This window comes from Natrinema longum (assembly GCF_017352095.1).
Classification (GTDB): domain Archaea; phylum Halobacteriota; class Halobacteria; order Halobacteriales; family Natrialbaceae; genus Natrinema; species Natrinema longum.
Window position 1 is genome coordinate 2,512,745 of record NZ_CP071463.1, and the last position, 17,065, is coordinate 2,529,809.

Consider the following 17,065-nt stretch of genomic DNA (forward strand, 5'->3'; position numbering starts at 1 on the left):
ACCGTAATAACGCTACAGCCGTAAACACAACCACATCAATATGAGTTCCGATCAAGATCACCTGAAAGAGACAGACACTGAGGCCCGGTTCGAGTTCAAGAAGGAGGAGAACGCCGCGGTCCGATCCGGCAAAGGCCTGACCGAGGAGGTCATTCGTATGATCTCCGAGGACAAGGACGAGCCCGACTGGATGCTCGAGCGACGCCTCCGCGCCCTCAAGCAGTATCACAACATGCCGATGCCGTCCGACTGGCCCGGCATGCCCGATCTCTCCGAGCTGGACGTCGAAGAGATCATTCCCTACATCCGCCCGGACGTCGACAAGCGCGAAGGCGTCGACGACTGGACGGAGCTGCCCGACGAGATCAAGGACACGTTCGACAAGCTCGGCATTCCGGAAGCGGAGAAGAACGCCCTCTCGGGCGTCGGTGCCCAGTACGAGTCCGAGGTCGTCTACCAGAACATGCAAGAGCAGTGGGAGGAGAAAGGCGTCATCTTCTGTAACATGGACGAGGCCGTCCGGGAGCATCCCGAGCTCGTCAAAGAGCACTTCATGACGACCTGCGTGCCGCCGAGCGACAACAAGTTCGCCGCGCTGCACGGGGCCGTCTGGTCCGGTGGGTCGTTCGTCTACGTTCCGGAAGACGTCACCGTCGAAATGCCCGTTCAGGCTTACTTCCGAATGAACTCGGAGGGGATGGGCCAGTTCGAGCACACGCTCATCATCGCCGAGGAAGGGTCGGAAGTCCACTACATCGAGGGCTGTTCCGCACCCAAGTACGGCACTCACAACCTGCACTCGGGCGGCGTCGAAGTCTTCGTCGGCGAGGACGCTCACGTGCAGTACTCGACCGTGCAGAACTGGTCGAAGAACACCTTCAACCTGAACACCAAACGCGCCATCTGCGAGGAGAACGGCACGATGGAGTGGGTCTCGGGCAGCATGGGATCGAAAGTGACCATGCTCTACCCGTGTACGATCCTCAAGGGTCGCGGCTCGACCGACACTCACATCACCATCGCCCTGGCGGGCGAAGGGCAGGACATCGACACTGGCGCGAAGGTCTACCACAACGCGCCCGAGACGAGTTCGACCATCGAGTCCAAGTCGATCTCCAAGGACGGCGGCCGCACCAACTACCGCGGCCTCGTCCACATCGCCGACGGTGCCGAGAACGCGAGCACCGCCGTCGAGTGTGACGCGCTGATGTTCGACAACGACTCGACCTCGGACACCATGCCGTACATGGAGATCGAGGAGTCGAAGGTCGACGTCGCTCACGAGGCGACCGTCGGCAAGATCGGCGACGAGGACATCTTCTACCTCCAGTCGCGTGGACTGGACGACGACGACGCCAAGAAGATGATCGTCGCCGGCTTCATCGAGCCGATCACGGAAGAACTGCCGATCGAGTACGCGGTCGAACTCAATCGCCTCATCGAACTCGAGATGGAGGGGAGCCTCGGATAATATGAGCGCAGGAACACAGGTACACGCCAATCTGACGGAGGAACAAGTACGCGAGATCAGCGACGGACTCGACGAGCCCGACTGGCTCACGGAGACCCGTCTCGAGGCCCTCGAAGCCCTCGAGGACCTCGACATGCCAGACGTCATCCGGACGCCGGGTCGTGACTGGACGAACCTCCACGATCTGGACTTCGAATCCCTCGTCGATCCGCTGAACGCGGCCGAAAACAAAGACCAGGTCGGTCCCGACGAGGCCGAGGTTCTGTCCTGGAGCGACGCCGTCGCCGAGCACGAGACACTCCTGAAGGAGCACTTCGGCACCGTCGTCGATCCCCAGGAGAACTACCTGACGGCGCTCTCGACGGCTCTGTTCAGTACCGGAACGGTCATTTACGTCCCCGAAGGCGTCGACGCCGAGGACGTCGCCATCCGAACCGAGCAGAACTCCCGCTCGCTGTTCAACTACACGCTCGTCGTCACCGAGGAGTCGTCCTCGGTCACGATCCTCGAGCGTCAGTCGACGGGTGCAGAGCAGGACGAACAATACTACAGCGGCGTCGTCGAAGTCGCCGCCGGCGAGAACAGCTACGTCCAGTACGGCAGCCTCCAGAACCTCTCGGAGGAGGCCTACAACTTCACCGTCAAGCGCGGGGTCGCCGACACCTACGCCACGATCGACTGGATCGAGGGCAACCTCGGGACCCAACTCACGAAGACCGAGGTCTCGACGACTCTCAGCGGCGATAGTTCCGAGACGCAGATCGTCGGTGCCTTCTACGGCCACAACGATCAGCACTTCGACCTCGACGCGAAGGTCTGGCACCGTGCCGAACACACGACCGCCGACCTCGTCACCCGCGGCGTCACCGACGACGTCGCCCGCTCGGTCTACGAGGGGGTTCAAGACGTCGGCACCGACGCCTGGGACACCAGCTCCTACCAGCGCGAGAACACGCTGATGCTCAGCGACGAGAGCGAGGCCGACGCCTCCCCGAAGCTGATCATCAACAACCACGACACCGAGGCCAGCCACTCCGCCACGGTCGGCCAGGTCGACAAGGAGGACCTGCTGTACATGACCTCCCGCGGTATCGACCCGCGCTCTGCCCGCAACATGCTCGTCGAGGGCTTCTTCGTGCCCGTCCTCGAGGAGATCGACGTCGACGAACTCCGTGAGGACCTCGAAGCACTGATCGGCGCGCGGCTTCGCCAGCGCGACTAACGCGGGTTCGATTCGCCGTCGCTCCGTTTCGACTGCTCGTTTTCGCCGTCGGTGCTCCGAGACGACTAAGTAACAGCGGCTCTCTTGTCGAGACATGAGTCTGGGACAGCGTGTCTCGAGCGACCACCAGCTGACCCGATTGCTGCAGATCGGGGTCGTGCTGGAGGAACTCGTCGAGTCACGCGCCGCCCACCACATCGAGTCCTTACCGCCCGAAGAGCGGGCGGACTTCGATGCGGAGGTCGAAGAGTTGCTCGCGGAGGCCGCCGCGGAGTCGGCCGATCACCGCGAGCGACTCGAGGCGCTGATCGACGATCTCGAGGCGGAGACCGTCGGATACGAGGAGATAAATGCCCTGGTCGACGCCCAGTATGGCCCGCCGGAGGATACGGACGGCGTCCTCTACGATCAGTTGGCAAACGAGGAGACGGCCTACAAGTTCTACGACGATTTGATCGAAGCGATCGAGGCCTCCGACGCCGAGTTCGCGGTCGACCGTGACCGACTCCTCGAGACGCTGACGGCCATCCGTGAGGAAGAAAAGGAGGGGGTCGAGGAAGTGACCGAGATCATGGAGCACAGAGCATGAGTCGAGTAATCGCAACGTCGGCGGCCGTCCGGGGCGGGAAGCGGCCGTCCGAGACGCGTATCGACCCCCGGGTTCGGGGACACCGGCGAGGGACCGTCGTAGGACGAAGCGACACCGATGGAGGGATCCGATGAACACTGCAGATCAATATCTCAAGGCGATCTACCTGGCACAGCGCATCGAGGACGGCCCCGCATCGACCGGCACGCTCGCGGACTTACTCGAGGTGAGTCCGGCCAGTGTCAACGAGATGATCGGAAAACTCGAGGACCGCGAACTCGTCGACCACGAGAAGTATCAGGGAGCCAGCCTGACCGACGAGGGGCTCGAGCGCGCTCACAACGCCCTCCAGACCTACTGCATCATCGAGCGGTTCCTCGCGAACGTCCTCGAGGTCCAGGAGTTTCGCGACGAGGCTCGTGCCCTCGAGAGCGTCATCGACGACACCGTCGCGGAGCGACTCGATACGATCATCGACCGGCCCGACCAGTGTCCCGACTGCTTCGACGCCGAGCGGGACTGCTGTGAACTGCTCGAGGTCGAGGCCAGCGGACGGGCGGACTGAGTTCTCGGTTGGCGCGTCCCCTCGACGCGCGATGATCTCGATGAGCCGGACCGCTCGCCGGATCCGCGTACCGGAGGTGTTTTGTAGCGATACGAGAAAGGACGAAGAGACGGCACGGTCAGACAGCTACCTTTCAGCGCACGTGGTTTCCACGCGCGTTCACCTGACTGACCTACCCCGTCTCTCAAATATCCACGAGCGGCTGCTATTTGGGTAGTTGAGAGACGTCGTCATCCGTCGTGAGAGACGTGTGAACGGTCCGCCCGTGAGCGAACCGGTCTCCGCGAAACCGCTCGTTGTTCAGCCCCGCCTCAATCGGAGCAAGGGAGGGGGCGTTTCGCTCATCCGTGCTAGGCATCACCGCGGGTGTCGAACTCGTCGGTGTCGAGTTCGCTGCCGTCGACTCCGACGCGGCCCTCCTGAATTTCGATCGTGACTTCCTCCACCTCGTCGCTCGTCCCGAGGAACTGTGTCGTCGCCGACTCGAGTTCGTCGTTGACCGACCAGACGAATCGCAACACCGACTCGAGTTCGGTGCCGGCCTCGCGGACGCCCCGCCGGGGTGAGAGGTCGCCCAGGCTTCGTGCCCCTTCCGGATGGAGGTACTGGATCGGGTGGTCGGTCGGTACGTCTCGGAGGTCGACGTCGAACGACCAGAGATAGGGCAGCAACTGGATGGCGTACCCCTGGGGTTTCGGTGCTCGTCGGCCGGCGGCGGTCAGGGCGACGTTGATCGCCGTCGACTCCGCGTCGGTATCGAAGTAGACGCCCGGTGCGCCCGGAATGGAGAGTCGCATACTCGAAGGGAGGGGGCCAGGAGCGGAAGCGTCCGTACCCGGCACACCAACCCCCGTTTTATACGCCCCGCGATCGATCGCTCCTGCTGTCATACCGACTCCCGTCCGCCAGTGACGGCGCACCCGCGAACCGCCCTGGGGTCCCACCGGGAGATCGGGACAGCAGCCCGTCTCAGTGGAAGGTGTCGGCGAACTTGTCCCGGCGATTGATGTCGAGTTCGCTCACGCTCGAGCCCTCCCGACTCGCGGCGAATCGGATCGCTTCGGCGACTTCGGCGGGGTCGCTGGCCTCGTCTTCGTCGAAGCGCTCGGCGAAGGACTCACCCGTTGCCGCTCCGAACTCCGAGCGGACCTCGGCGGGGTTGACGATGGTGAATCCGACATCGTCGTCGCCGATCTGGGCTGCGAGGCTCTTGGCAAAGCCCCGTACCCACCACTTCGTTGCAGCGTAGACGGGGTTGGCCGGTCGTGGGTGCTGGCCGGCGAAGCTGGCGACGAAAATCAGGTGCCCGTCCCGCTCGCGGACGTGTGGGATCGCCGCCCGCGTCGCGTAGAAGACGCCGTCGACGTTGGTCTCCTGCATCGTCTCGTAGTCGTCGGTCGAGAGCGACTCGACCTCGCTCCCGCGGGCCAGTCCCGCGTTGTTCACCAGCACGTCGAGGCCGCCGAAGGCGTCGACCGTGTCGTCGATGAGCGCGTCGACGGCGTCTTCCTCGCGGACGTTCGTCGGCACGACCAGCGTCTCGACGCCGTGGGTCGTCTCGAGGTCGTCCGCCAGCTCCGTCAACCTGTCCTCGCTGCGGGCCGCGAGGACGACGTTCGCGCCCGCAGCCGCGAGTTCGCGGCAGGTCGCTGCGCCGATGCCGGAGCTCGCACCCGTTACGACTGCCGTTCCCTGTTCGAGTGTCTCGGACATCGTTCGACGAGTAGGCGAGCACCGCTCCTAAAAACGAGGGTCGCGGAACGACAGGCTCCGAAAGCGGGCAACAGCCGGTGGGCAGCGACGCGTCATGCGGTCCCCCTGTCCCGAGTGGTCCGGAGCCGTCCGTAAGCTCGCCGGCGCTGACTGACAGCGGTCCGTCTCAGTACTCCTCGAGTTCGTACAGGTCGCCGTACTTCGACGTGACGTACTCGAGGAAAGAGTCCGCAGTCAGCCCCTCGCCGGTGGCCTGCTCGATCAGGTCGGGCGTGACGTAGCGTTTGCCGTGCTGGTGGACGTTCTCGCGGAGCCAGCCGTTGAGTTCGCCGAACTCGCCCTCGCGAATCTGCTCGTCGAACTCGCCGAGATCGGATTCCGCGGCGGCGTAGAGCTGTGCTGCGAGCACCGATCCAAGCGAGTAGGTCGAGAAGTAGCCGAAGTCGCCGTGGGACCAGTGGATGTCCTGCAGGCAGCCCGCCGCGTCCGTCTCCGGTCGCACGCCCAGATAGTCCTCGTACTTGTCGTTCCAGACTTCGGGGATTTCGGAGACCTCGAGGTCGCCCCGGATCAGATCGCGTTCGATCTCGAAGCGGACCACGATGTGGAGGTGGTAGGTGAGTTCGTCCGCCTCGACGCGGATGAGGTTATCGTCGTGGACCTGGTTGGCCGCCTCGTAGGCCTCCTCGGGTGTGACGTCCGCGAGTTCGGGGAAGCGATCGCGGGCGATCGGCAGGAAGTGCTTCCAGAAGGCGCGAGAACGGCCGACGTGGTTCTCCCAGAGGCGGGACTGGGACTCGTGGACGGAGAGGTCCCGCGCCTCGCCCAGCGGCGTCCCGTAGCCGTCGTCCGGAAGTCCGAGGGTGTAGTTCGCGTGGCCGAACTCGTGGATCGTCGACGTGATCGAGCCCAGGAGGTCGTCCTCCTCGAATCGGGTCGTCACGCGGGCGTCGAACTGCGTGCCCGACGAGAACGGATGTGGCGCAGTATCGAGTCGGCCACGGTCCCAGTCGTAGCCCAGCGAGTCCAGCACGTCGCGTGCGAGCGCTTCCTGATCGTCGTCGTCGAACTCCCCCGCGAAGGCGTCCGTGGCGAGGTCGGCGTCGCTGTCGTCGATCGCATCGATCAGCGGGACGAGTTCCTCGCGGAGTCGTTCGAGGACCCGCTCTGCGGTCTCGAGGTCGATGTAGGGCTCGTAGTCCGCGAAGAGCACGGCGTAGGGGTCGGCGTCGGGATCGATGTGCTCCGCGTACTCCCGCTTGAGATCGACCAGTTTCTCGAGGGTCGGCGCGAAGTGGTCGAAGTCGTCGTCCTCTTTCGCCTGCTTCCACTTGGGGTGGGCGTTCGACGCCGTCGCCGATATCTCCTCGACGAGTTCCTGTGGGACGCTCGTCTCGCGGTCGTACCGCCGGCGGATCTCGCGGACGACGGCGGCCTGCTCGTCCTCGAGGTCGCTCCCTTCGAGTTCCTCGAGCAGTTCGCCCGTCTCGTCGGCGGTCAGGAGTTCGTGACTGATCGAGGACAGCGTCGAGAGCTGTTGTGCTCGGGCAGGGGTCCCCTCGTCGGGCATCACGACTTCCTGGTCCCATCGGAGGATGCCGGCGGCGTTCCCGACGTTCGAGATGCGTCGCACTCGCTCTTCGAACTGGTCGTAGGTGTCGCCCTCGCTCGCGTCGCTTTGGGCCTGATCGGTCGCCATAGCCGTACCCTTTGCTCGGAAGTGCTATCAACGTCGTGGTTCCGGGTACTTCGTTCGCGACCGATCGGGAACGACGGTCCGGCGACCGGACTCGATCGGCGGACGTATCGACCGACGAGACGATCACGACGTCGTGATAACGACCTCGTGTGGCGCTATTCCGCTTCCCTCGGAAGCCAATGAGAGACATGCGGAACGTGCAAGCACCGGACTGTTCCACCGATCCGACGTACGTCGTCTCGCTATGGCCCTCGCTTCACCAGTCGCGTCAGTAATCGTGTTCGTCGTGAGCCTCCTGATCGGCGCGGTCGGCATCTACGCGGGTGCTCGAGTCATCGTCGGTCGCGCGGACTACGATCACGCCATCGTGACCGCCCTGATCGGCGCGATCGTCTGGGCGATCGTCGGCTTCGTCGTCGGCTGGATCCCGCTCGTGGGGCCGTTGCTCGCCCTCATCGCCTACGTCGCGGTCATCAACTGGCGGTATCCCGGCGACTGGACCGCCGCGGCGATGATCGGTCTCGTCGCCTGGATCACCGTGTTGATCGTCCTCTATGCCCTCGCCGCACTCGGCGTGACGGGCTTCGATGCAGTCGGCGTTCCGGGTCTCTGAGGCCCGCCCACCGATCGATCAGCGGGTCACGCCGGGTGCACTCACCGGGCCGTCAGCCACCGCCGTGCGACCCGCCGGTAGGTCTCTCGACATCGCTCGAGGACCTCGATCGAGACGCTCTCGTCGTCGGTGTGGGCTTCGCCGGGTTCGGACGGCCCGTAGATCACGCACTCGGTGCCGGCCCGTGAGAGCCAACCCGCGTCGGTCGCGTGGGGTTTCGTCACGAGTTCGGGAGCCCCCGCCTGCGACGCGGCGGCGGCCTCGAGAACGCACTCGGCGAAGGCCTCGTCCGTACAGCGCATCGGTGGCAGGTCCTGATCGACCGTCCACTCGATGCCCGCGGGTTCTGTGACCCGCTCGAGGGCGGCCCGTTCGCCGGGGACCGTCCGCTCGTCGACCGTGAACTCACAGCGGGCGGGAACGACGTTCATCGCCGAGCCGCCATCGATCTCGGTGACCGTGAGCCGTCCCTCGAGTGTCTCGCCGGCCACGTCGACCGACGGAGGCTGGAGGCTGCGGACGCCATCGATGGCCTCGGTAGCGCGATAGATCGCGTTCTCGCCGGTATCGGCCTCGCTGGCGTGTGCCGCGGTTCCGTGCGCGGTGATCGTGCTCCCGCGGCGACCCTTGTGGGCGATGGCCACGTCGGTGACGTCCGGCCCGGAGTAGTCGGTCGACCCTTCGCCGACGACGGCGTAGTCGGGTGCGAATCCGGTCTCGAGCGCGTGCTGTGCGCCGACCCCGCCGACCTCCTCACCGACGAAGCTCGCGACGACGAGTTCGCCGGCGGAGTCGGCGTCGCCGGACTGCGTCCGACCGCTCGAGGGCGTTCGCACCTCGCTGTCCCGAAACGCGAGCAGGGCGGCTGCGAGCGCCCCTTTCATGTCGGCCGTTCCGCGACCGTAGAGACGGCCGTCGCGTTCCTCGACGACGTACTCGTTCGGGTCGTCTCCGTCCGCGTTCGCGACCTGTGCCCCGGTCGGCTCGACGACGTCGTGATGACCGACGAACGCGAGGGTCTCCGGACCGCTTCCCTTCCGGGCGATCACGTTTCCGACAGCGTCTCGAGTCACGGTAGCGTCGGTCTCGCGGCGCAGCCAGTCCTCGAGGAAGTCGCCGGCAGCGGTCTCGTCTTCGTGGCTCGGGATCGCGACGAGGTCGCGGGTCAGATCGACGACGCTCATGCCGGGCGTATCGATAGCTGTCGTGTTCAGTGCTCCGAAACCGGTTGTGCCCGATCGGCCGATCGTACCTCGCGTTTGGACTCCTCAGACGGTCTCCTGTCCGTCAGTGCCGGTGGGACTGGGACCGCCCTGCGGTTCCACCGGGACAGCAACCCGTCTCAGTCGATCCGTTCGTACGCCGGTGGCTCGACCCCTGGGTCGTCGTCGGTGAGCCGCGTGACGGAGTCGTGGACCTCGCGAAGACTCGCCGTCTGCTGTTGGCTCGCCGCCGCCATCGATTCCGCAGCGCTCGCGACCTTGTCGGCCGAATCCGAGAGCCCTTCGAGCGTTTCGGCCGTCGCCTCGACGCCGTGTGCTTGCTGGTCGGCCGCAGCCGCCACGTCTTCCATCCCCGCCGCGGTCCCCTCTGCGGCGTCGTGGATCTCCTCGAGCGAGTCGACCGTCTTCCGGACGCGGTCCGTCCCGGTATCGACGCGGGCGACCGTTTCCTCGGTCGTTTCGACCGTGGCTGCGGCGTCCTCGCGGACGGCCTCGACGGCGCTTTCGATCTCCGCGAGATCGGATTTCGTCTGCTCGGCGAACGAGCGTACTTCGCTGGCGATCACTCCCATCGTCTCACCGCCGCCGCTGTCCGCTCGAGAGGATTCGATCTTCGCGTTCGCCGCCAGCACCGTCGTCCGCTCGGCGAGATCGTCGAGGCGCTCGACGATGGCGTCGATCTCGTCGGTCCGCTCGGCCAGGGAATCGGCGGCATCGGCGACGCGGTCGGTCGCGGTTTCGATCGCCTCGAGTTCGTCCAGCGCCTCGTCGGCCGCGTCGACGCCCGCCGCCGCGAGTTGCTCGGTTCGTTCGCTTTCCGTTCGAACCTCGTCCGCGACGCTCGCGACCTCTTCGACGGCAGCGCTCACCTCGTTGAGTTCGCCCGCAGCCGTGGTGATGCTGTTCGCCTGTGACTCGGTGTGGGTGCTGATCGCCTCGGCGCGTCGTGCGACGACCTCGCTCGCTTCGTGGAGTTCGGTGATCGGCGTCTGTACGTCCTCTTCGACCTCGCGAGCGAGCCGTCTGCGTCGTTCGATCGACTCCTCGAGTCGCTGGGCGTAGGAGTCGACGTACGTTTCGGTCGCGACCTGCATGTCGAGATTGATGATCCGCAACAAGGAGAGGACGTCCATCATGCCGTCGTCGATTGCGTCCCTGACGGCGGCTTCGAACGACTCCTCGAGGCCGTCGGGGATCTCCTCGTCCCCGCCGCCCAGTCCCAGTGCGCCGACGAACCGACCGAGTCCGCCCTCGTCTCCGTCGGTATCGCGTTCCGCTGCCCACTCCTCGATGGCGTCGACGACCTGTCGCTGCATCCGCTCGTTCAACCGCGAGAGGATGAGATCGTAGTAGACGCCGTACTGCCCGATGTACTGTTTCAGGGGCATATCGAGCATTTCGTGGAGTTTCCCGATTCGTGTCCGGTTCTGGAAGTACGACTGATCGTAGGAACCGCTCGCCAGCGAGACGAGATACGCCTGCTGGGTCTGTTTGAGCGCGTCGACGTCTTTCGGTGATCGGTCGACGATCGCTCGCGTCTGCTCGTAGTGCAACACGTTTTCGTAGAAGTCGTCGGCGATCTCCTCGCGGTTGTCCCGCATCATCGACTCGAGATCCGCCAGCCGTCGTTCGTCGTCCTCGTCGAAGCCGATGAACTCCTTTCGCCAGGCGATCTCGTCCTCATCGAGCCCGATCCGATCGATGAGATCGTCGACGTCGAGAAAGCCGTTGAGTCCACCCCGACCGAACGTCTGCTCCGGTTGCATACGACAAACGTGTTCGGGGTTTCGGTTAAGTTTATTTGTATGTTCCCGCGGGATAGGAACACGTGTCGGCACCACACGGACGGTTGCGTGTGAATAGAACCCATGTTCGGATCCGTTGTGGACACCCTTATACGCGTACGTCGACCAGTTTAGGTATGAACGTCGTGCCGGATACGAGCGTGGTCATCGACGGCCGCGTCTCGGCGACAATCGAAGACGGGCAGTTCGAGGGAGCGACGATCTGCGTCCCCGAGGCGGTCGTCGCGGAACTCGAGGCGCAGGCAAACGACGGGATCGACAGCGGCTGGGACGGCCTCGAGGAACTCCAGCGGCTGGCCGAGCTGGCCGACGACGGCGTCGTCGACCTCGAGTACGTCGGCGAGCGACCCAACGCCATCGAGCGAGGTCACGCCTCGGAGGGGGAGATCGACGCCCTGATTCGCGATCTCGCGGAGGACCTCGATGCGACCTTCATCACCAGCGACGTCGTCCAGGCCGAGGTCGCACGGGCGAAAGGACTCGACGTCGAACGCGTCTCCCCCGAAGTCCGCGAGGTCGGAACGCTGGCCGTCGAGGAGTTCTTCGACGAGAAGACGATGAGCGTCCATCTCAAGACCGACGCCGTCCCGAAGGCCAAACGCGGCGAACTCGGCGAAATGCGTTACGAGGCGATCGCCGACGACTCCCTCGACGAGGCGACGATGGACGAGTACGCCCGCGAGGTCGTCGACGGCGCGAAGGAAGCCTCCGACGGCTTCATCGAACTGTCGGAACCGGGCATGAAGATCGTCCAGTTCCGGGACTACCGGATCGCGATCGGCCGTCCACCCTTCTCCGACGGGATCGAGATCACCGCCGTCCGCCCGATCGCCCAGACCGACATCGAGGACTACGAACACGCCGACGAGCTGAAAGAGCGGCTGCTCGAGCGCCAGCGTGGCGTCCTCATTTCGGGTGCACCCGGAGCGGGGAAGTCGACGTTCGCCCAAGCGGTCGCCCGCTACATCGCGGATCACGATTACTCCGTCAAGACGATGGAGAAACCACGGGACCTGCAGGTCGGCCCCGACATCACCCAGTACACGGAACTGGGTGGCGAGATGGCAAAGACCGCCGACGCCCTGTTGATGGTTCGGCCGGACTACACGATCTACGACGAGGTCCGCAAGACCAACGACTTCGAGGTCTTCGCGGACATGCGGCTCGCGGGCGTCGGAATGATCGGCGTCGTCCACGCGACGCGACCGATCGACTCGCTCCAGCGACTGGTCGGACGGGTCGAACTCGGGATGATCCCCCAGGTCGTCGACACCGTCGTCTACATCGAGGCCGGCGAGGTCGAAACGGTCTACGACGTCAGGACCGAAGTCAAGGTCCCCGCCGGACTCACCGAGGAGGACCTCGCCCGCCCCGTCATCCAGGTCACGAACTTCCAGACCGGCGAGCCGGAGTACGAGATCTACACCTTCAACCGCCAGGTCGTCACCGTCCCGCTGAAAGACGAGGACGGCGGCCCGGCCAACGAGTCCGGCGTCGACCGCATCGCCAAACAGGAGATCGAACGGGAGATCCGCTCGATCGCCCGCGGCTACGTCGACGTCGAACTCAAGAGTCAGGACACGGCCGTCGTCTACGTCGAGGAAGACGACATCTCGAGCGTCATCGGCAAGGGCGGTGGTCGGATCACCGACGTCGAGAACCGACTGGGCATCGACATCGACGTCCGGACCCACGACGAGAACCCCAACTACGGCGCGGGCGGCGGTGGCGGCGGTGCCAGCGCCAACGGCGGCGGTGGCGGCGGATCACAGGCCGGCCAGATGGTCCAGCCCGAGATCACCTCCCGGCACATCGTCATCCCCGTCGACGGCAACCACGGCGAGACCGTCGAGATTCAGGCCGCCGGCGAGTACCTCTTTACCGCGACGGTGAGTCGCGGCGGCGAGATTCAGGTTTCGCGGGGCAGCGCGATCGCGGAGGAACTCGAGCGGGCGATCGACCGGAAGGACCCGGTGACGGTCGTCCCGTCGTAGGGTTCGGGTATTGGATCGCGCGTGACCGGACGCGGCGCGAGACCTCGCGTCGAGACGAGGGGTACCGCCAGCGAGTCAGGGATCGAGCGGATTTTCGGCATCGTCGCGAGTGAACCGAGCGAAGAGCCAGCGAGAGCGGAGCTCTCGCAGGGGGCGACGTGTGCGAGTAGCCAACAGCCCACTCAGGGGGACCAGATTCCTTCTTCCCGGTCGAGCAACGAGACCACGACGACGTGCGGAAGCGTCAGCACGGCGATGCCGACCAGGTAGACCGCGAGGACGTCGGGGACGGTCGCGGGCGTCCGCGGGACGACGAGCCAGATACCGACGAGGACGGCCAGCGCGGCGACGGTCAGCGGTGTCGCGTCACGGGCGAAGCGGCGAAACGCGGCCCGAATCGCCCCGCGCTCGAGGGCCGCGCTGGCGACGGGATCCACGAGCATCGTTCTGAGGACGTGTCGGAGCGAGTGCCAGAAACAGAAATACAGGCCGATCGCGAGGATCGGCGGGACGGTGGCGAAGTAGCCGACGAGACCCAGCGTCTCCGCGGCGTCGGCGAGCCACGGCCGCCGCTCGCCGGGGCTCGTTCGGCAGAACCCGAGGGCGAGCGAGAGTGCGATCAGGGATCCGAATCCGACCGCCACGGCCGCCCGAACCGCCGGTTCGAAGAGGGGCTCGAGCGCGGTCGCAGCGCCCGGATCGAACAGTTCGACGATCGTCTCGGCGACGAACGCGTACTGCGCCGGAAAGGCGACCAGCGGGACGAGCATCGGGAGGCCGCCCCTGACGAGGAGGGTGAGCAGCCGGCTGGCCCGCGTCTCGAGGTGGTCGGCGCCGACGAACTCGAGGAGCGCATAGACGTCACCCTGCCCCCAGTGGACGAGCGTGACGAGGATGAACAGGACGAACGCGGCGACGGGTGCGAGAACCCAGACGAGGGCGTAGGCGGATCCGAGGAGCAGGTAGAGGACGCCGACGAACGCGAGCGATCGCGGCGTTACCGGGTCGTCTCGGGCCCGCGGTACCACGAGGTGGTCGACGGCGCCGTGGGGAAGGCCGAGAACGAGGACGCTGAGCGCCAGCGGCACGTACTGGTAGACGAGCGGCGGCGCTCCGAACGCGATCGTCGCGACGGCAGCGACGGCGAGCGGCGAACCGAACCAGAGGGTTAGCCGAGCGGCTCGCGATCGGCCTTCGACGCTCGCTCGCACGTCGGTGCGCCGATCGATCGCGTCACCGGTCATCGGAACTCGTCGGAAGCCGCGGCGATGCGTTCGTCCACGCCGAAACGCCGCCGATTCGATCGAGTACCCAGACGTACATGGTGATCCCCTGAACGACGAAGAGATTGGTCACGAGGAAGAACAGCGCCTCTTCGATCGGGAGTCCGAGGAGCGCGTACCCGGTAGTGTGCGCATCGGAGATGACCCAGACACCGAGTTCGATCGCGATCCGGTCGACGAGCCAGAGGTACAGCGTCGGGACGGCGATCGCGACCAGCAGCGGCCGGCGGACGTTCCACAGGTACGTCGACCCGAACCCCCACTGGAGAGCGAGGACCGGCCCAGCCCAGAGGAGCAGCCAGCCCAGATAGTACGTCGGGGTGTTGTCGAGAAGTGCCCAGCCGATAACGGCGATCGCCAGCCCGCCGGCGACGCCGAGCAGTCGATGCGTGCGAGGAATCGCCAGCGACCGATCGGCGGTCGGTCTCACCTGAAACAGCCAGAGCGCGGTCAGTATCGGTTGGAGGACGAAGAAGAGGTACTCCTCGATCGGCGTGTACCAGACGGTCGCGAGGACGGCACCCTCTCCGTACCACCAGACGCCGACGGGGATGAGGCGGTTGGTAAAGGGCGTCGTGTAGACGATGGCGAGGGCGATCATGATGCCGAGTCCCGAGAGGGGGCGAACCCCCCACCAGGCACGGTCGCGCCGGATCGCGAGCCACCCCAGAATCAGGATTGGCGGCAGCAGGAACGCGAAGTGGATTCCGAAGTACGTGAACTGGGTGGTCATGGGTGAGTCGACGGCGCAGCGGTAGGAGCCGAAATCCCCGTAGGCGGGGTACGAACGGGAGCCCAATAGCGCCGTGTCCATACTGGTTAGGGACGGTCGTGGACGTTCGATCGAAATCGATCGGGAAGACGTACCCGGAACGGAAACACCGTCGGCGGTCACGGATCGATTGCGGGGCGGACGGAATTCGGTTCGATCAGTCGTCGCCCGGGTCGAGTCCGGGCATGCTGGTGCCGTAGTCCGCCCCGCCGGTGATCGCGTCGGGTTCGTCGACGATGTAGAGCATGGCGACGAAGGTCACGACGTACTTCGTGATCACGTCGAGGATGCTGTACCCCCAGGAGGTGACGGTGACGTCCAGCACGGCGAATCCCTCGACGCCGAGCGCCCAGAGGATCGGATAGCCGAACCAGCCGACGACGGTGAGGAGTTTCAGCGTCCGGAACAGATCGGCCGTTCCCGTCGCCGACGCCTCGGCGGTCCAGTCGACGAGAATGATGGAGACGATCACGAGGAAGAAAATCGTTGACAGGACGAACCACCACCAGCGAAGCACCAGCGAGGACGTGGTCAACGCGGCGGCGAGGCCAGTGACACACATCGTGATCGTAAACGCACAGGCCGTGAGGATCTTCGTCCAGTCCGACCCGGCGATCATCCCGAGTGCGATCAGGATGAACGGGGTCGAGAACGTCCACGTGAGGTATCGACCCCACATCGTCAGGACGCCGTCCTGACCGGCCGTCGTCGCACCCGCGGCCGGATGGCCCGGCGGCATCTCGACGACGCCCAGCGTCAGCCCCGACGTGAGCCCGGTGTAACTCGAGATCGAAACGATCGAGATCAGCATCAGTGCCGTCGCGATCGCCTTCGAACGGGGGTCCGTCAGGTGCCGTCCGAGGTAGGCGATCGCGAGGATGGTGATCCCCGCGAGGGCGATATTGAGGACGAACGACAGCGCGAGCAAGGTGTTGTCACCGCCGAAGACGTACTCGAATAGTTCCCGGTCCGCCGCGCCGTTTTGCAGGACGGCGCGCTGGGCGCGAAAACCGAGGTCGTGGACTGACTGCATGAACGGAGATCACTTCACCGGCGCGACACATAAACGAGTGTCCGTCTCGAGTCGGACACTCACGAGCAGTAACTGGAAGGCGGGCGGGGACTCCGCTATCGCGTCGGTTCGGGTGCCGACGGTCGGTACTCACGTTCGAACCGGCAAAGGAAATCGGTCGCGGGTCGGCTGCGAGACGAGCGTCGCGAAGCCGACTGCGGAAGTCGATGTGCGTTTTCAGGCCGGTGCGGCCGTCGGCGTCGTGACTCGCTCCAGGACGGAGCGACTCCGGAGCAGGACCACTCCGAATCCGACCTTCGCCGAGAGATCGAGTACCATGAACGCGGCGGTTTCCCAGTACAGTGGAAGGATGCCGAACGTCCCCTCCGTGCCGAGGATCCAGACCACCGGGTAGAGGAACCACAGCACGATAACCAGGTTGCGGAGTCGCCCGAACAGCGATGCGACCTCCGGGGACTGACTGCGCGCGTTCTCGGAGAGCGTCCCGACGAGGACGTACAGCAGGGCGAGCAGAGCGCCGGTGCTGATCGCCCACCAGGCGATCCGGGTACCCGGGGTGGACGCGAACGCCGCGATCATACCGGTCCCGATCATGAAGACGTCGAGTCCGATCAGCGTCGCGATCGTGTTTCGGTTCGCCCCGGCCAGCAGCGAGAGGTCGAGCAGCAACAGCGGCGTCGTGAACAGCCAGTCGGCGTAGCGCGCCCAGTAGATCGTGAGCGCTTCGTCGCCGACCATGACTTCGGTGACGCCGAAGCCGGTCGCCATCGCGAAGTACATCGCAGCGGCGATGGTCGTAATGAAGATCGTGATGATGTAGAACTCCTGCATCTTTCGGTCGCGAACGCCGCGTCCACGCCCGACGAAATACAGGGTTCCGAGGGTCATTCCGATCGTGCCGATCCACAGCCAAATGGATTCTGGGCCAACTGTTGCGGCCATGGTGGTTGCTAGGAAGGACCAATATATACCGGTTGAGCCTAACGAAAATAACACTCATTGTAGCGTGTATGTCCAGAAATGTGACGTTGCGAGTGAAATCGCAGCGTATTTTGAGGCGTTCTGTGTTCAGTCGCATGACCC

At 65.1% G+C, this 17,065-nt stretch carries 15 protein-coding genes; 6 read left to right on the top strand and 9 right to left on the bottom strand.

Going from position 1 to position 17,065, the window contains the following annotated elements; genetic code table 11:
* The first annotated feature begins 40 nt into the window (after positions 1-40).
* The 4 genes from sufB to J0X27_RS12420 all read left to right on the top strand — a co-directional run bounded on the left by sufB (position 41) and on the right by J0X27_RS12420 (position 3,847).
* Positions 41-1,471 carry a Fe-S cluster assembly protein SufB gene (gene sufB / locus J0X27_RS12405; RefSeq protein WP_207269494.1) on the top strand — a complete coding sequence of 477 codons (1,431 nt, stop codon included), beginning with the start codon at positions 41-43 and terminating at the stop codon, positions 1,469-1,471.
* Position 1,472: 1 nt separating this feature from the next.
* On the top strand, positions 1,473-2,693 hold the full coding sequence (sufD, locus tag J0X27_RS12410) for a Fe-S cluster assembly protein SufD (protein WP_207269495.1): 1,221 nt from the start codon (positions 1,473-1,475) through the stop codon (positions 2,691-2,693).
* Between the two features lie 94 nt (positions 2,694-2,787).
* Positions 2,788-3,282: a rubrerythrin gene (locus tag J0X27_RS12415; protein ID WP_097380348.1), complete on the top strand. Its 495-nt coding sequence runs from the start codon at positions 2,788-2,790 to the stop codon at positions 3,280-3,282.
* A 130-nt stretch (positions 3,283-3,412) separates the two neighbouring features.
* Positions 3,413-3,847, top strand: coding sequence for a metal-dependent transcriptional regulator (locus tag J0X27_RS12420; protein WP_207269496.1), 435 nt, complete (start codon positions 3,413-3,415; stop codon positions 3,845-3,847).
* Positions 3,848-4,197: 350 nt separating this feature from the next.
* Here J0X27_RS12420 and J0X27_RS12425 read toward each other — a convergent pair whose 3' ends face one another.
* The 3 genes from J0X27_RS12425 to J0X27_RS12435 all read right to left on the bottom strand — a co-directional run bounded on the left by J0X27_RS12425 (position 4,198) and on the right by J0X27_RS12435 (position 7,259).
* Positions 4,198-4,644, bottom strand: a complete 447-nt coding sequence (locus tag J0X27_RS12425; protein ID WP_207269497.1) for a hypothetical protein — start codon at positions 4,642-4,644, stop codon at positions 4,198-4,200.
* Positions 4,645-4,816: 172 nt separating this feature from the next.
* Entirely contained in the window at positions 4,817-5,560 is a 744-nt protein-coding gene (locus J0X27_RS12430) for an SDR family oxidoreductase (protein WP_207269498.1), read from the bottom strand.
* Positions 5,561-5,726: 166 nt separating this feature from the next.
* Positions 5,727-7,259 carry a carboxypeptidase M32 gene (locus tag J0X27_RS12435; protein WP_207269499.1) on the bottom strand — a complete coding sequence of 511 codons (1,533 nt, stop codon included), beginning with the start codon at positions 7,257-7,259 and terminating at the stop codon, positions 5,727-5,729.
* Positions 7,260-7,503: 244 nt separating this feature from the next.
* Between J0X27_RS12435 and J0X27_RS12440 the strand changes: the two genes are divergently transcribed.
* Entirely contained in the window at positions 7,504-7,872 is a 369-nt protein-coding gene (locus J0X27_RS12440; RefSeq protein ID WP_207269500.1) for a hypothetical protein, read from the top strand.
* A 41-nt stretch (positions 7,873-7,913) separates the two neighbouring features.
* Here the strand turns inward: J0X27_RS12440 and J0X27_RS12445 are convergent, their stop codons facing one another.
* Positions 7,914-9,056, bottom strand: coding sequence for a M20 family metallopeptidase (locus J0X27_RS12445; protein WP_207269501.1), 1,143 nt, complete (start codon positions 9,054-9,056; stop codon positions 7,914-7,916).
* A 158-nt stretch (positions 9,057-9,214) separates the two neighbouring features.
* The gene (locus J0X27_RS12450) at positions 9,215-10,861 is read right to left on the bottom strand and encodes a globin-coupled sensor protein (protein ID WP_207269502.1); all 1,647 of its coding nucleotides are present in this window, start codon (positions 10,859-10,861) and stop codon (positions 9,215-9,217) included.
* 155 nt (positions 10,862-11,016) lie between these two features.
* Between J0X27_RS12450 and J0X27_RS12455 the strand changes: the two genes are divergently transcribed.
* Positions 11,017-12,894 carry a PINc/VapC family ATPase gene (locus J0X27_RS12455; RefSeq protein ID WP_207269503.1) on the top strand — a complete coding sequence of 626 codons (1,878 nt, stop codon included), beginning with the start codon at positions 11,017-11,019 and terminating at the stop codon, positions 12,892-12,894.
* Positions 12,895-13,076: 182 nt separating this feature from the next.
* Here the strand turns inward: J0X27_RS12455 and J0X27_RS12460 are convergent, their stop codons facing one another.
* The 4 genes from J0X27_RS12460 to J0X27_RS12475 form a co-directional block, all read right to left on the bottom strand.
* A complete protein-coding gene (locus J0X27_RS12460; RefSeq protein WP_207269504.1) occupies positions 13,077-14,138 on the bottom strand; it encodes a Brp/Blh family beta-carotene 15,15'-dioxygenase in 1,062 nt (353 codons plus the stop codon).
* Entirely contained in the window at positions 14,128-14,910 is a 783-nt protein-coding gene (locus J0X27_RS12465; protein WP_207269505.1) for a lycopene cyclase domain-containing protein, read from the bottom strand. The genes J0X27_RS12460 and J0X27_RS12465 overlap by 11 nt, the downstream gene beginning before the upstream one ends.
* 196 nt (positions 14,911-15,106) lie before the next feature.
* On the bottom strand, positions 15,107-15,982 hold the full coding sequence (locus J0X27_RS12470; protein ID WP_207269506.1) for a bacteriorhodopsin: 876 nt from the start codon (positions 15,980-15,982) through the stop codon (positions 15,107-15,109).
* Positions 15,983-16,198: 216 nt separating this feature from the next.
* Positions 16,199-16,924, bottom strand: a complete 726-nt coding sequence (locus J0X27_RS12475) for a bacteriorhodopsin (RefSeq protein WP_207269507.1) — start codon at positions 16,922-16,924, stop codon at positions 16,199-16,201.
* Positions 16,925-17,065: the final 141 nt, after the last annotated feature.

Bases quoted from the DNA above. Each gene is read 5' to 3' on its own strand.
- J0X27_RS12465 (WP_207269505.1), bottom strand. From the start codon at position 14,910: ATGACCACCCAGTTCACGTACTTCGGAATCCACTTCGCGTTCCTGCTG.
- sufB (WP_207269494.1), top strand. From the start codon at position 41: ATGAGTTCCGATCAAGATCACCTGAAAGAGACAGACACTGAGGCCCGG.
- J0X27_RS12435 (WP_207269499.1), bottom strand. From the start codon at position 7,259: ATGGCGACCGATCAGGCCCAAAGCGACGCGAGCGAGGGCGACACCTAC.
- J0X27_RS12445 (WP_207269501.1), bottom strand. From the start codon at position 9,056: ATGAGCGTCGTCGATCTGACCCGCGACCTCGTCGCGATCCCGAGCCAC.
- J0X27_RS12430 (WP_207269498.1), bottom strand. From the start codon at position 5,560: ATGTCCGAGACACTCGAACAGGGAACGGCAGTCGTAACGGGTGCGAGC.
- J0X27_RS12460 (WP_207269504.1), bottom strand. From the start codon at position 14,138: ATGACCGGTGACGCGATCGATCGGCGCACCGACGTGCGAGCGAGCGTC.
- J0X27_RS12450 (WP_207269502.1), bottom strand. From the start codon at position 10,861: ATGCAACCGGAGCAGACGTTCGGTCGGGGTGGACTCAACGGCTTTCTC.
- J0X27_RS12440 (WP_207269500.1), top strand. From the start codon at position 7,504: ATGGCCCTCGCTTCACCAGTCGCGTCAGTAATCGTGTTCGTCGTGAGC.
- J0X27_RS12415 (WP_097380348.1), top strand. From the start codon at position 2,788: ATGAGTCTGGGACAGCGTGTCTCGAGCGACCACCAGCTGACCCGATTG.
- J0X27_RS12425 (WP_207269497.1), bottom strand. From the start codon at position 4,644: ATGCGACTCTCCATTCCGGGCGCACCGGGCGTCTACTTCGATACCGAC.
- J0X27_RS12470 (WP_207269506.1), bottom strand. From the start codon at position 15,982: ATGCAGTCAGTCCACGACCTCGGTTTTCGCGCCCAGCGCGCCGTCCTG.
- sufD (WP_207269495.1), top strand. From the start codon at position 1,473: ATGAGCGCAGGAACACAGGTACACGCCAATCTGACGGAGGAACAAGTA.
- J0X27_RS12455 (WP_207269503.1), top strand. From the start codon at position 11,017: ATGAACGTCGTGCCGGATACGAGCGTGGTCATCGACGGCCGCGTCTCG.
- J0X27_RS12475 (WP_207269507.1), bottom strand. From the start codon at position 16,924: ATGGCCGCAACAGTTGGCCCAGAATCCATTTGGCTGTGGATCGGCACG.
- J0X27_RS12420 (WP_207269496.1), top strand. From the start codon at position 3,413: ATGAACACTGCAGATCAATATCTCAAGGCGATCTACCTGGCACAGCGC.